Here is a 14,773-nt window from a genome sequence, read left to right on the forward strand (position 1 = left end):
AGAGAATGGATTCATCCGTGACCAGCACCGAGTTCACCACCCTCGACAGCACCTCCTCCGCGGCGTTCGTCCCCTCCCCGGCCTCGCCGTACCAGGGTGACATCGCGCGTTACTGGGACGCGGAGGCCCGGCCGGTCAACCTGAAGCTGGGCGATGTCGACGGCCTTTACCACCACCACTACGGCATCGGCGACATCGACCGGGCCGCCCTCGGCGACGTCGAGGACAGCGCTTACGAGAAGAAGCTGATCGCCGAGCTGCACCGCCTGGAGTCGGCCCAGGCCGAGCTCCTCCTCGATCACCTGGGGCCCATCGGCAGCGAGGACACCCTCGTCGACGCCGGCTGCGGCCGCGGCGGTTCGAGCGTCATGGCCCACCAGCGCTTCGGCTGCAAGGTCGAGGGCGTCACCCTCTCCGCCGCGCAGGCCGAGTTCGGCAACAAGCGCGCCAAGGAACTGGGCATCGAGAGCCACGTCCACGCCCAGGTGTGCAACATGCTCGACACCCCCTTCGAGAAGGGCAGCATCGCCGCCTCGTGGAACAACGAGTCGAGCATGTACGTCGACCTGGACGACCTCTTCGCCGAGCACTCCCGCTTCCTCAAGGTCGGCGGCCGCTACGTCACCATCACCGGCTGCTGGAACCCGCGCTACGGCCAGCCCTCGAAGTGGGTCTCCCAGATCAACGCCCACTTCGAGTGCAACATCCACTCCCGCCGCGAGTACCTGAAGGCCATGGCCGACAACCGCCTCGTCCCGCAGGCGGTCATCGACCTCACCCCCGAGACCCTGCCGTACTGGGAGCTGCGCGCCACGTCGTCCCTGGTCACGGGCATCGAGGAGGCGTTCATCAACTCGTATAAGGACGGCTCCTTCCAGTACGTGCTGATCGCGGCCGACCGGGTCTGACGCACCGGACGGCCCCCGGGGCCCGTCACCGGACGGGTCCCGACCGACCGGCCGGGCGTGTCAGGAACCGTTCCCCCGCTCCGGCACTCATGATCCATGGTGGCCGCGTTCGACCGACGACCGCGGCCCGCCGTACCGATCGAGCACGAGCAAGAAGCCGAGGAACCACCGTGTCCCTGCCGTCCCGCCGACGCCTGGCGCTGAGCGCCACCCTGATCGCCGCCCTCGTCGGAGCCGTCGCCCCGGGGGCCCAGGCCGCCCCCGCACCGGCACCGGCCCCCGCCTCGGCCCCCGCGCCCGACATGGACGGCGTGACCGCCGCCCTGAACTCCGCGATGGCCAACGGCGCGCCCGGCGCGATGGCCCGTTACACCGCCCCCGACGGCGTCCGCACCCGGACCGCCGGCGTCCGTGACCGCGTCTCGGGCGCGCCCATGGACATCCACGCGCGCTTCCGCATCGGCAGCGTCAGCAAGACCTTCTCGACGGTGGTGCTCCTCCAGCTCGTCCAGGAGGGCCGCCTCGAACTGGACGCGCCGGTCGACCGCTACCTGCCCGGGCTGCTCCCCGACACCCGCATCACGGTCCGCCACCTGCTCACCCACCGCAGCGGCCTCTCCGACTACACGAACGCCATGTTCAACGACACCGTGCCGGGCTTCGAAGCGGTACGGAACAAGGTCTTCGGCTACCGCGACCTCGTCGCCCTCTCCCTCGCCGAGCCGCGCACCGGCGAGCCGGGCGCCGCGTACTCCTACTCGAACACCAACTTCGTGGTCGTCGGCATGCTCATCGAGGAGCTGACCGGCCGGCCGGTGGCGGACGCGTACGAGCGCCGCATCTTCAAGCCCCTCGGCCTGCGCGGCACCTCGTACGTCCACCCGGACACCGCCATCAAGGGCCTGCACGTCAACGGTTACCTGCACCCCGACGCGGAGGGCGCGCCGCTCGTCGACTCGACGGAGCAGACGGTCTCCTGGGCGCAGTCCGCCGGCGCGATCATCTCGACCCCGGCCGACCTGAACACCTTCACCAGCGCCCTCATGCGCGGCCGCCTCCTCTCCGCGCCGATGCTGGACGCGATGACGACGGTGACCCCGACCGACACCACGAACACCCGCTTCTACGGCCTGGGCCTGCGCCGCTACGACCTGACCTGCGGCACCCAGGTCTACGGCCACACCGGCACGGTCCAGGGCTACTACACGTACGCCTTCTCCACCCGCGACGGCCGCAGGAGCCTGTCGGCGGTGGCGAACACGTCCAACCACGGCGCGGCGAACACGGCGCTGGGCGGGGTCCTGGAGTCGGCCTTCTGCGGGAAGAAGCCGACCACGGCGAAGACGGCCGCGCCGTCCACGCGGGCGGCGGGCGGCGCGGGGCGCGCGGTGCAGGGGGCCACGGGGTACGCGGCGGAGCGTGATCTGGCCGAGCGGCACTGACACACGCCGGGCCGACCGAGGCCGGAGACGCGGGAAGCCCCGCCGAAGTGATTCGGCGGGGCTTCCAGGACGGGTCTCAGACCCATCGGGCCGGGAGTTCGGGGAACTCCTGCCCGACGGTCGAGATCATCGGACGCGGCAGGGATCCGACGAGGTCGGATCCGACGAGCGGCGCCGGGTCCGCCACCACGAGATGAACCCGCGGCGGGCGGTCCGGGTCGCCGGTCAGGAACGGCTCCTCCAGGACGACCGCGTCGTCGAAGCGCGTCCATCGGGTGAGGCTCCCGCCCGTCACCGGGCGGGTCCTTCCCCTGGAGACGAACTCCACGGCGTCGTCGTACCGGAGGCCGAAGCCCGTCAGGACCGTCCAGCCCCGTAGCGTCGACCACAGGGCCACCGTCTCCACGAACTCCGTGAAGCCGGCGAACATGTCCGTGTACTCACCGTTCCAGGAGACCCCGACCCTGCCGTCGCGCCGCAGCACGATCGCGCAGGGAAGGCCGTGGTTGCCGGCGATGCGCACGAACTCGTCCCCCGAAGGGGAGGAGGTCCAGCCGCCCGCGGAGACCGAGAGCCGGTTCCATCCGTGGTAGTTCCCCCCGTAGCAGGGAAGGACGCAGCCCTCCCACTCCTGTGTGAGCACGTCGATCAGGGCTCCCGTCTCGGACGGGAAGTCGATCGAGTCGAGCTCGCGAAGACCACGAGGGGCACGTACCTCCTCGTTGAGGAACCGGACGGACTCGGCTGTCGGTTTCACGCGGGCTTTCCTTTCCGGGGTGGCGGGCTAGTGATTGACGGTCAGCAGGTAGGTGAAGAGCTTCCTACAGGAGGGGCACATCTCCCGGTGAGCGCCATGGCGCTCCCATTCGTAATCGTCGGATCCGCCATGGACGTCGACGGCCTGTGACCTTGCGCCTCCGATCGGCAGTCCGCGCCGCTCGAGTTCGCACAGGGCGCCGATCTCTCCGCAACCGCCGTGGTGCTCCTGCAGCTGCACCGCGGTCCGCACGTTCGGGGTGAGGCCCGAGATCGAGCGGTTCATGCTCATGCCGAGGGCGAAGTGCTCACCATCGGCCGTGAAGACCTGGGCCACCACGTTGGTCTGGCCCTCGTGCTCGTCGGCGTAGTCGAGCAGCTCGTCCGACGGGTCGCCGGTGATCTCGCAGACGTGCGGCTCCTGGCCGCCGTCGTTGTGGACCAGGACCGGCGTCGCACCCGCGAGCGCGTAGTAGGTGTGGACGTCGGAGACCGTCAGGTTGTAGACGGTCGCGGCCTGCGCGGTCCAGCGCCGGACGGACGCGATCTGGACGTAGGTGCCCTTGCTCGTCTGGAGCCACTGACCGGTCCGGAGATCGGTCGCCTTGATCCACTCGCCGAGCTCGGGGACCCAGAAGGGGTGGCCGTCGGTCGCGGTGACCATGGCCGTCTTCGTGCCCTTGGCGCCGTCGACGTCGATCGTGACCTTGACCAGCTTCTTGAGGCCCTGGCCCTTGATCTCCGCCGTGACCGTCTCGACCCGGGTCTCCCCGGTCTTCTCGTCGGTCGCGAGGACCTTGTCGCCGGCCTTGACCTGGTCGATCGGCTTGGTGGAGCCGTCGGCCATCAGCACCTTGGTGCCCGGCACGAAGCTGTTGCAGCCTCCGCCGCCACCGCTTCCGCTGCGCTGGGAGTCGGCCTTGCCCGAGCCGCCGCCGCCGCTGGTGCCGCCCTTGCCACGGGAGGAGCCACCGGAGGAGCCACCGGGCTTGCTGGTGTTGACCTTGCTGCCGCCGCCGGCCTTGCCACCGCCCTTGTTGGACTGCGAGGACGCCTTGGGAGCCGACTTGGCCTGGGCCTGCTTGTGGACCGGGTTACCGGTCTTCTTCGTCTGCTGGACCGCCTTGTCGGCCGTTCTCTTGGCTTGCTCGGCGGCCTTCTTCTGCGCTCTCTGAGCGGCCTCCTTCTTCGCCTTCTCGATGGCCAGTGTCTTGGCCTTCAAGGCTGCTTCCTCGGCGGCCTTGGCCGCCTTCAGGACGATCTCGGCCGCCTTCTTCGCGGCCTTGAACGCCTGGATGGCGTCGATGGTGCGGTTGACCGCCTTCAGGACCGACGGGATCTTGCCCAGCTTCGACCACGGGATGGCCCCGATGATGAGGCTGCCGCACGACCACATGTCACCGCCGAAGCAGGCCATGGCGTCGTTGATGCCGATGAAGTCCTTCAGCGTCTCCCACGCGACCGCGAGGATCACGGACGTCAGGGACTTGCCCTGCATCGCCTCGGCCTCCGCGACCTGCGCCGCCGACAGACCCGCGCCCGCGAGGGCCGCGGCCCGCTCGGTAGCGGTCAGGCTGATCGACAGACCGGTGGGGTCGGCGAACGTCACCGGGTTGTTGTGCGCGTAGCCGTACCCGTTGGACTGCAACGGGTCGTTCAGGTCGAGCACCGGGTCGACGGAGAGGAAGCGTCCGACCGCCGGGTCGTACAGACGGGCGCCCAGCGGCTGGAAGCCGGAGGCGTCGTCACGCGCCTTGCCGAGGAACCCACGGTGGTTCTGGATGTTCTGGCCCGCGGTGTCGGCGCCGCGCTGGTTGCCGTACGGGTCCTGCTTGCGGATCCGGACCGGCATGCCGCTGTAGAGGCCGACCTCGGTGTACGCGCTGCCCTGGTGGTCGGCGGTCTGGGCGAGCAGGGTCTCCCCGCCGGTGCCGTTGGCGTAGCGCATGACCGCACCGCCGGGGACGGAGTACGTGCGCTGCGTCTGGACCAGGATGCCGCCCTGCTGGACGGTGACCTCGGAGTCGCCCAGGGTCAGCGTGGCCTGCTTGCCCTTGATGGTGAGCAGACGGTTGCCGTCGGGGCCGTAGATGTGACGGGTGTCGTTCTGCGCCAGCCACTGCTGGGCGGCCTGGGCCGCGTCACAGGTGGCGAGCACGATGGCGGTGCCGTTCACGTTCGCCGCGCCCTGCACCGCGAGGCACAGGCCGGAGGCGACGTGGGTCAGCTGCCCGGACGCGTTGCGCTTGAGCTGCTGCGCGGTCGCGGCCGCGGTGGTCGTGCCGCACTTCTGCAGCTGGACCGCCGAACCCGCCGTGTTGCCGGTCGGCTGGAGGCACCAGGTGTCGTAGACCTCCATGGTGCCGAGGTTGGCGTCGGCCTGGCCGGGGACCGGGTCGAAGTGCCAGGCCTGCGCCACCGTGGCGTTGCACTGGTAGAGCTGGACGGCGTTGCCGGCGCTCGCGAGGCCGGACTTGAGGTCGAGGCACTTCTGGCCGAGGCCCACGTACGGGGTCTTGCCGCCCGAGCCCTGACCGGTGATCCGGTCGATCTTGCCGTCGTAGGTCCAGCTCAGGTCCTGCTTGTCACCGTTCTGGATCGAGGTGATCGACTTGGTGTCGCCGGTCAGCTCGTACAGACGCGTGGCCTCGGCCGTGACCTGCGCCCCCGCGGGGGTCTTGTAGGTCTTCGACACCTTGGTCAGCGTGTGCGGCTGGTCCTTGGCGACGTTCTTGCCGTAGGCGTAGGTGGTGACGGCGTTCTTGGTGGTGTCGCCGGTCAGGTCGTTCTCGGTCAGCTTGGTGCGGTTGCCGAGAAGGTCGTACTCGTACTCCTGCCAGTAGCCGGAGTTGTCCTTGCCGGCGGCCACGTTGAGCGTGCCGTCGGTGTTCTTCGGGGTGGAGCAGGCCGTCTGGTCCTTGGAGGTCCAGGCCGACTTCAGCTGACCCAGCGGGTCGTAGGAGAAGCACTGGCGCTCCTCGATCCCGACGGACTTCTCCTGGATCGAGGTGACGTTGCCGGCCGGGTCGTAGGTGTAGCCGCGGTTCGACACCAGGTTGCCGCTGACCAGGCCGGGGTCGTTCTTCTCCCGGTACACGGCCTGCTCCTGGAGCGCGCCGCTGCCCTCGTCGTACGAGTTCTGCGTCCACACGCGGTACGGCTGCGAGCCGAGGGTGGAACGGAGCACCTGGCCGTACGGCGAGTACGTGGTCTCGGCGCCGTACCAGTCCTTGCCGGACAGTGAGAGGGCGTTGCCGTCCTTGTTGTAGCGGACGACCAGCTTCTCGGCGTCCAGCTTGCCGATGGCGGGGACCTGCGCCTCTTCCAGCGCGCCCGTGTCCGAGTAGGAGTACCCGTAGGTGTAGTCCTTCTTCAGACCCCACGTGTCGACGATCGACTGCGGGAGGGACAGCGTGGTGGAGGTCGGGTCGTAGTCCTCGGTGTAGCCGTTGACCTTCTGCGTGTACGCCAGGCCGTCCGTCCAGCGGGTGGCGGTGGCGGGCATGCCCTTGCCGCCCGGGACGGTGTCGTACGTGTAGTCGGCGAGAACGGTGCCGTTGGCGTCGTTCAGGCGCTGCTGCTTCGGCCGCGACAGCTCGTCGTAGCTGTTCCAGACCTTGGTGCCGACGGCGTTGGTGCTCGTCAGCGGCCGGCCGAGACTGTCGTACGTGTTACGCGTCGTGCCGGAGTCCGGGTCGGTCGCCGTCTCCAGACGGCTGCGCCGGTCGTAGGTCCAGGACCACGGGTGGGCCTTGTCGGCCGAGCTGGTGGCCTTCACCATCAGGCCGCGCGTGTCGTAGTCGTACGACATCGACGTGCGGCCGTTGGGTGCGGCCGGGTTGAACGTGTCCGTCCGGACGGTGCGGCCCAGGGCGTCGGTGAAGACCTGGTAGGACGAGGCGCCCTGCGGCTGGATGACCTTCGACCAGTCCTGGCCGTACTCGTACTTCGTGGCCCGCTCCTCGAAGGGTTCGGACGAGGCCTCACCGGCCGCGTTGACCTTCTTGAGGTACGGGGTCTCCTGCACCACGCGGCCGAGGCCGTCGTAGGAGTATCGGGTGATGTTCGGGATGGCGGTGTCGGCGAGCGGGGTGAAGAGCTCGCCGGGCTTGGCGTCCTTGGTGAGGTAGGAGTTGTTGGTCTGCCAGACCTCGCCGGAGCTGTTGTAGAGGGTGTCGGTGACGAGCCAGCCGGCGTCGTTGTCGGCCTCCTCCAGCGCCTGCCGCTCGCGGCCGAGGCCGTCGTACAGCGTCACCGAGGTCTCGACCCGGTCCTCGTAGCCACGCGCGTACGTCGTGACGAACGGAGGCTTGCGGATCTTCTTGTTCGGGTCCTCCGGGTCGTTCTCCTCCGCGGGGATCGTGTAGACCGCGCGGAAGTCCGGCACGGCGCCCGTCGTCGGCGTGCGGCCCGGGGACCAGGCCTCGGCGAGACGGCCCAGCGGGTCGAACTTCGCCTCGCTCACGTTGCCGTTGGGGTCGGTCGTCTTCAGCGTGACGGCGCGACCGGGCTCCAGCTCGCGGGTCTGCTCGTGCAGGAGCGCGTTCTTCTCGGTCACCTTGAAGACCTGACCCGTGGGCGGGTCGTAGGTGATCGTGGCGGACTTCTGCGCGGGGTCGGTCTGCCGGACCACCCGGCCGACGGCGTCGAAGCCGGTGGTGCCGTTGGTCTGGAAGCCGGTGCCGTCGCCGTTGAGGGACCAGGACTCGGTGGCCAGGCCACGGGTGGTGTCGGCGAGCGCGGTGCCGTAGGCCGTGCCGTCGTACGCCGTGCGGTTGGCGCTGGTCAGCGTCTTCAGATCGGCGAAGTTGGCGTTGGCGCAGGTGCCGGGCGAGACGAGGACCTGCTTGGACAGACCGATGAGGTTCTTGCCCGGGTGGTGCAGGTACTCCAGCTTGGTGCAGGTCTCGTCGCCGGGCTTGGTCGTGTCGCCGAACGACTCGACCTGCGTCGGCAGACCGTACGTCGGGTCGTACGTCGTCAGGGTGCGGACCGAGCGCAGGGTGCGCGGATCGTCCTCGTTGGTACCCGAGGACTTCGTGTACGCGAACTCCTCGGGCGCCGTGACCCGCCACGCCCGCAGCGGCTCGAGGCCGTCGTCGCGGTCACGCTTGGCCAGCTCGGTGGCCTCGGGGACCGTGACGCTGCGGGTGAGCCAGTCGGTGTCGGCGTCGGTCGCGTTGGTGTACGTGAGCTCCTCGGCGACGCGGCCGGCGAAGGGCTGCCTGTCCTTGGCTATCTCGGCGCCGGTGATGTCCTTGACGGACACCGTGTCGCCCAGCCCGCGGAAGTAGCGGGTGACGGCCTTGGACTGCCTGCTGTGGATCGCCGGGTCCTCGGAACCGGTGAGCACCGTGGTCTGCTCGAAGCCCGCGAACTGCGAGTAGGTGCGCGTGGACTTCTTGCTGAACTCGCCGTCGGCGAACTTCCAGGCCGGGTTCTTGTACTGGTACGCCGTCCTCGTGGCGTACGAGCCCTCGATGTTCGGCAGTTCCTCGATCGACTCGACCGCGTACTTGTGGAACCAGTCGATGTCCTCGAACTCCGGGTCCGGGTTCCAGTAGACCGGGTAGCACAGGCGGTCGTTCGACTTCAGGGCCGCGGTGTCGGCCTTGCCGGGCAGCGGCCCGGTCTTGCACTCGCCCTCGATGGGCTTGTAGGTGACGTAGGTCTCGCCGCCGTACTCGTTGATGACGCGCGCGATGCGCAGGCGGGAGAAGCCGGGGCGCTGCGGGTTGACCGCGAGGACGCGGTTCGGCATGTCCTCGGCGTTCGGCTCGAAGCGGACCGCGTTCAGGCTGACGCTGGCGTCGGTGGAGCCGTTGCGCGCGTAGCCCGTGCGCTGGACGGACTCCAGCCACAGGGCCGTGTTCGGGCCGGTCTTCAGCGACGCGAAGGACTGCTTGAGCTGGTACTCGTCCACGACCTGGCGGGCCGTGGTGTCGGTGCGGCGCTGGGCCGAGGTCGTGATCTTGTCCAGGCGCTTGCGCGTCCAGAAGGACGGGCCCGCGTTCCAGCACTTCTTGCCGGACTCACAGCGCAGGTCGGCCGGGGTGTCGAACCAGGGCCGGTACTGGCCCGGGTCCTTCGACTTGAAGTTGTCCTCGGTGCAGGCCACACCCCCTACTTCGTAGCAGCGCTCGGCGACGGTGAAGCCGATGCGGGCCGGGGCCGTCGCGGAGAAGATCGAGTCCTTGCGCTGGCCGTAGTAGATGTGCGACAGGTAGCCGTCGCGGTCGTAGATGACCGGCGCCTTGAAGTTGAAGTTCTTGGCGTAGTAGTTCTGGTCCTTCTTCCACCACAGCGACATGGCGTTGCCGTGGACGTCCTCGACGTAGTCGAGGCCCCAGCGCCAGCCCTGCGTGCAGGAGGAGTTCTTCCAGTCCTCGGTGGTGGAGCCCTTGTAGCAGGGCTCACCGGCGTGGTTGCCGTAGACCGGGACCGTCAGGACGGAGTCCGTGGTCGGGTCGTCGGCGGCGGTGCCGTTGTCGGACCAGCCCGGCAGCTTGTTCAGGCCGAAGTGGTAGCGGATGCCGTCCTTGGTGGTGACGACCCAGTACTCACCGTCCTTCGCGCCGTTGCCCGTGGCCTGGCCCTTGACCTGCTGGACGGTCGAACCGTCGCCGTTGGCCGTGAACCACTTGCCCTTGGTGTCGTCCCAGACGAGCTCGGTCGTCATGCCGCCCAGTGAGAGGGTGGCGTTCTCCGAGCCCCAGCACAGGTCCGCGGTGCGGTGCGTCTTGTTGTTCGCACCGGTCTTCTTCGAGTCCTGGCGGCAGTTGACGTACGTGCGGGTGATGGAGCCCGCGTTGTAGTCCCAGCCGTCGCCGATCCAGGAGGCCTGGTTGTTCGACGACGAGGTACGGCCGTCGACGGACTGCGAGGAGTAGGAGAGGTTGACCTTCGGCATCAGGCCGCCGGCGGTCTCCGGGACCTGGACCTGGTAGCCGTAGGTGAAGGCACCGGAGGAGGAGCCCGCCGACCAGGAGCCGGAGGACAGCAGCGGCGAGGCCGTGAAGTCACCCTGCGCCGAGGAACCGGTGTCGAGCATGCCGACCGCGCTGCCGCCGGCCGCGTTCGCGACCGGCTGCACGCCGTCGCGGTACGAGGCCTTCGTCTGCGAGGAGGTGAAGCCCTCGCCCAGCAGGCTGGAGACGGGGATGGTGCCCGTGACGATGCTGCGGGTCTTGGCGTTCGGCGCGGCCTTCGAGTGGGTCGGCGCGTCCTTCGCGGGGACGGTCTCCGCCTCGGAGCTCAGCCGCTTGAAGGCGCCGGAGTCGTCCTTGCCGGACATCGGGGTCGTGCCGCCGTCGTCGGCGCAGTCGCCCGTGGTCGGGGAGGAGTAGACGCACTCGGGCAGCAGCATCAGACCGAAGCGCTCGGCGGCCTGCGGGCCGTAGAGGTCCTTGAAGCCGCTCGTGTCGACGGTGAGGGCCACCTCGGCGGCCGGGTCGGCGGTCGCCGGCGGGGTCACCTTCATGACCAGACCGGAGACGCCCGCGTCCTGCGAGGTGGTCGCCGGTGCCAGGCCGACCTGCCAGTCGCCCGCGAGCGCCGTCGCGTCGCCGCCCTCGGGCACACCGATGGCGATCGGCAGGTTGTTCGTGACCGGAACGGTGTCACCAGGCGTACTGGTCGACGAGAGAGTCGCGTTGCCCGTGCCGGAGGCCCAGGCCGCCGTGTCCTTCGCCGTGTACTGCGGGATCACGGTCTCGGGCGCGAGGGTCAGGTCCTTCTGCGCCGTCGCGTCGCCCTCGAGCTGCGTGCTCTTGGGTATGTCCGGCAGGTCGACCTGGGAGGTCGTCTCCTCACGGCTCATGCCCGGGCCGGGGATGGCCAGGGCCTGCCCGCCGAGGCTCGTCACCGTCAGTGTCGAGGACAACAGAAGGACGGTCGCCGTGCGGCTTCGCCGCCGGCGCCGTCGTTGTGACTCCGTCATGGCTGGGCGTCCCCGCCCCAGCCATGACAGCGGACCTGAAGCACGCATACGCGTCGACTCCCACCCAGCGCAAAGAAAAAGAAAAGGAAGAGGAAACTCGGTGCGGAAACACCAAAGAGCGCACCTCTGTCGAGGTGCGCGCGTCGGCACTCTCCGTCATCGACACTGCGTAATCAAGGTCACTCATGGTGACGGAGGGTGATTTCCGGTGAAGTGGATCACAGTGCAGGATGGGGTGAATCGGGGTGATCACGCGCAAGCGGACTAAACGTCAGATGAGGTTCGCCGAGGGGGATTTAGGGGGGGTGTACCGGGTGGTTCGTGTCAATTCGGGCGTCACTATGGTGCGTTCATCCGAATGGATAACGTCTTCATAAAGTTCTCATTTGTGGACTGGCGAACCCCGGCGTGTGATTGTTTGCCCGCCTTCTGCCCCTCGGTCCGCCGTACGGGGCTGTTTGTGCTGTCCCTGATCCGCCTGGTCCACACGGGAGAGACCGCCGTGACCGCGCCGCCTCGTTTTCTCAGCCCATTCGTGCGCACGCGCACACGGCTGTCCTTGACCCTCGGCCTCGTACTGGCCGCCCTCACCGCCGCCCTGCTGCCCTGGTGGCAGCCGGCCGGCACCGCACCCGCCGTGGCCGGCGGTGCCGCCAAGGCCAAGCCCGCCTCGACCGGCCTCAAGGACGAGGCCACCGCGATGGCTCAGGCCATTCGCACCCGCAAGCAGGTGCTGATCGACACCGCCACCACCGCCACCTCGCTGACCTGGGCCCTGCCCAACGGGCAGCTGCGTTCGCGGATCACCGCGACGCCGACCCGGGCGAAGAACGCCGAGGGCGAGTGGGCCCCGATCGACAACAGGCTGAAGCGGTCCGCGAAGGCCCCGCGGGGTCTCGGCATCGCACCCGCGAACGCCGCAATCCCGGTGCGCTTCGCGAGCGGCAGCCCCGACAAGGGCCGTGCCGACCGCTCGTTCGTCCGGAGCGAGGCCCCCGGCGAGACGCCCCTGGCCGAGATCGAGCTCGGTGGCCACACCGTCGCCTACACCTGGCCGGGTGCGCTGCCCGAGCCGGTGCTCGACGGCCCGCGCGCCCTGTACTCCGAGGTGTTCCCGGGCGTCGACCTGCTGCTCGTCGCGCGTGAGGAGGGCGGTTTCGCCCAGGTCCTCGTCGTGAAGAACGAGAAGGCCGCGCAGCAGGAGCAGCTGAAGACCGTCTCGTACGGTCTGCGTTCCGCGACCGCGACCTTCCGGCAGGACACCAAGGCCAGCCGGGTCCAGGTCCTCGACAAGAAGGGCAAGGAGGTCGGCTCCATTCCGACCCCCTTCGCCTGGGACTCCAGCGGCCGCGACCCCGAGCTGCCCCAGGGCACCCCGAACCGCACCGCCACCGCCACCCCGGCCGACGTCCTCAAGCTGTCGGGCCTCACCGGCATCGAGCCCGGTGCCGAGGCCGCCCCGCTCCCGATCGAGCTGGTCGGCGAGAACACCGGTTCCGTCCGCCTCGGCCTCGGCGTCGCCGCGTCCGGGCTCCTCGCCCGCAAGGGCGTGACGTACCCCGTCTTCATCGACCCGCCGATCAACGGTCCGTGGCAGGCGTGGACGGTCGCGTACAAGCCGTACCCGAACACCAGCTTCTTCAACGGCACCAACTTCTCCTCCGGCACCTCCGACGCCCGCGTGGGCCACGAGAGCGACACCGGCGGCACCGCCCGCTCCTTCTGGCGGATGGGGTTCCCCACCGGCATCGCGGGCGCCGCGTTCACCCGTGCCGACTTCAAGGTGCTGAACAACCACTCGTGGTCCTGCACCACCCGCACGTTCCAGTTCGCCCTGACCGGTTCCATCTCCTCCGGTACGACCTGGAACGCGCAGCCGAGCTGGTCGACCGTGCAGGACACCAAGTCCTTCGCGCACGGCTGGTCCTCGACCTCCTGCCCGGACGACTACGAGTCCTTCTCCGTGATGGACGCGGTCCAGAAGGCCGCGACGGCCGGCTGGTCGAACATCACCCTCGGCATGAAGACGACCGCCGAGTCGGACACGCAGACCTGGCGCAAGTTCAGGGCCACCTCCGCGGTCCTGGAGGCCGACTACAACCGCGCCCCGAACGAGCCCACCGGCGGCACCACCACCCCGGGCGGCGCCTGCGTGCCCGGTCCGGGCACGGGCGTCACGGTCGGCAAGACCAACATCACGCTGAAGGTCACCGCCAAGGACGACGACAACAACCTGAAGCAGGTCCGCTTCCGCTTCTGGAAGACCGGCGGCACCGTCCCGGCCGGCTGGCTCGTCCCCGCCCCGGCGGCCGGCGGCACCGTCTCGTACACGGTCCCGGTCACCTTCCCGCTGGACGACAAGGCGACCTACTCGTGGGACGCCCAGGCGCAGGACTCCGCGGGTGCGGGGTCGAACAACTACCCGCCGGGCGACGAGCCCTGCCGGATCACCATCGACGGCTCGGCTCCGCCGGCGCCGACGGTGGACGAGTCCACGACCCCGTTCAAGCGGGCCACCTCCGACGGGGCCACCTGGGCGAGCGTCAAGTTCGGCCAGACCGGCGCGATCACCTTCAGCTCGGCGGGCGCGGCGAAGTTCCGCTACGGCTTCGAGGGCTTCTACGGCCCCGACGTGACCGCCGTCAACGGCTCCTACACGGTCCCGAACCTGGCGCCGCCGCACGCCGGCCCCAACTGGCTGCACCTCTTCGCCCTGGACGCGCTCGGCAACGTCAGCGCCCGCACCGACTACGCCTTCTACGTCCCGCCGCGTGACACCGGCGACGGCCCGGGCGACGTCGGCGGCGACGGCATCGCCGACCTCCTGGTCATCGACGCCAACGGCAACCTGATCTCGTACGCCGGTGGTCCCGGCGGCGAGTTGTACGGCGGCATGGCCGGTTCGTACACGAGCGACAACAAGCTCTACCCGTCCGGCCACTGGTTCGACAAGACGACCGGCAAGGCCGCGCTGATCTCGCACTACCAGGACGCCTACCCCGGCGACGGCTCGACCGACGTCTTCGCCCGCACCCCGGACGGCAAGTTCTGGCTCTACCCGGGTGACGGCTACGGCACGTTCAACGTGGACAAGCGGCTGAGGATCCGGCTGCCCGCGAACATGCCCGACCCGAAGGACTGGATCCAGATGAAGGCCGTCGGTGACATCACCGGCGACAAGCTGCAGGACGTGGTCGTCCGCGTCGGCACGGCCTTCTGGTTCCTCTCCGGCTACACCGGCGCGACCTTCCAGACCGCCACGCTGATGGAGGGCACCGTCTGGGCCCGCCGCGAGATCGTCAACGTCGGCGACATCAACCTCGACGGCACCCCCGACATGCTCTGGCGCAGCCTGGACAGCGGCACCATCTACATCCGCCACGGCAAGCCGGGCGCGGTCGCGGGCAGCGTCGACATCAACTCGCTGATGGTGTCGGCCAACTCGCTCAACGGTGACCAGACGTACGGCACCAACTGGACCGAGGCCCACGTGACCGCGATCGTCGGCATCCCCGACGTCAACGGTGACAGGATCCCGGACCTCTGGGCCCGTTTCGAGGACGGTCAGATGCGCGTCTACTACCCGTCCGCCACCAACACCAACGGCGCCGTGAAGGTCGTCCTGTCGGTGGACTGGAACGCCATCAAGGCCTTCGGCTGATGCCGTAGGCACCCCGCAGGACCCGATCCACAGGAAGGGCCGTCCCGGAACGATCCGGGGCGGCCCT

Annotated in this window: 5 protein-coding genes; 3 read left to right on the plus strand and 2 right to left on the minus strand. The window is 69.2% G+C overall.

The features are described 5' to 3' along the window. The first annotated feature begins 5 nt into the window (after positions 1–5). Together OG309_RS31560 and OG309_RS31565 are read left to right on the plus strand one after the other, a co-directional pair. Positions 6–908 (plus strand): geranyl diphosphate 2-C-methyltransferase, encoded by a 903-nt coding sequence (locus tag OG309_RS31560; RefSeq protein ID WP_443067604.1) that lies wholly within the window; start codon positions 6–8, stop codon positions 906–908. Positions 909–1,078: 170 nt separating this feature from the next. Beyond that, the gene (locus tag OG309_RS31565) at positions 1,079–2,350 is read left to right on the plus strand and encodes a serine hydrolase domain-containing protein (RefSeq protein WP_329426060.1); all 1,272 of its coding nucleotides are present in this window, start codon (positions 1,079–1,081) and stop codon (positions 2,348–2,350) included. Between the two features lie 76 nt (positions 2,351–2,426). On the opposite strand, the gene OG309_RS31570 is transcribed toward OG309_RS31565, so the two are convergent. Both OG309_RS31570 and OG309_RS31575 read right to left on the minus strand, forming a co-directional pair. Next, positions 2,427–3,107, minus strand: a complete 681-nt coding sequence (locus OG309_RS31570) for a hypothetical protein (RefSeq protein ID WP_329426062.1) — start codon at positions 3,105–3,107, stop codon at positions 2,427–2,429. Positions 3,108–3,134: 27 nt separating this feature from the next. Next, a complete protein-coding gene (locus OG309_RS31575; protein ID WP_329428648.1) occupies positions 3,135–10,925 on the minus strand; it encodes a ricin-type beta-trefoil lectin domain protein in 7,791 nt (2,596 codons plus the stop codon). A 655-nt stretch (positions 10,926–11,580) separates the two neighbouring features. On the opposite strand from OG309_RS31575, the gene OG309_RS31580 reads away from it, so the two are divergent. Beyond that, positions 11,581–14,706, plus strand: a complete 3,126-nt coding sequence (locus OG309_RS31580) for a DNRLRE domain-containing protein (RefSeq protein ID WP_443067605.1) — start codon at positions 11,581–11,583, stop codon at positions 14,704–14,706. Positions 14,707–14,773 lie beyond the last annotated feature (67 nt).

Origin of the sequence: Streptomyces sp. NBC_01268 (genome assembly GCF_036240795.1) — a bacterium.
In the GTDB taxonomy this organism is placed as follows: Bacteria; Actinomycetota; Actinomycetes; order Streptomycetales; family Streptomycetaceae; genus Streptomyces.

Bases quoted from the DNA above. Each gene is read 5' to 3' on its own strand.
- OG309_RS31560 (WP_443067604.1), top strand. From the start codon at position 6: ATGGATTCATCCGTGACCAGCACCGAGTTCACCACCCTCGACAGCACC.
- OG309_RS31575 (WP_329428648.1), bottom strand. From the start codon at position 10,925: ATGAGCCGTGAGGAGACGACCTCCCAGGTCGACCTGCCGGACATACCC.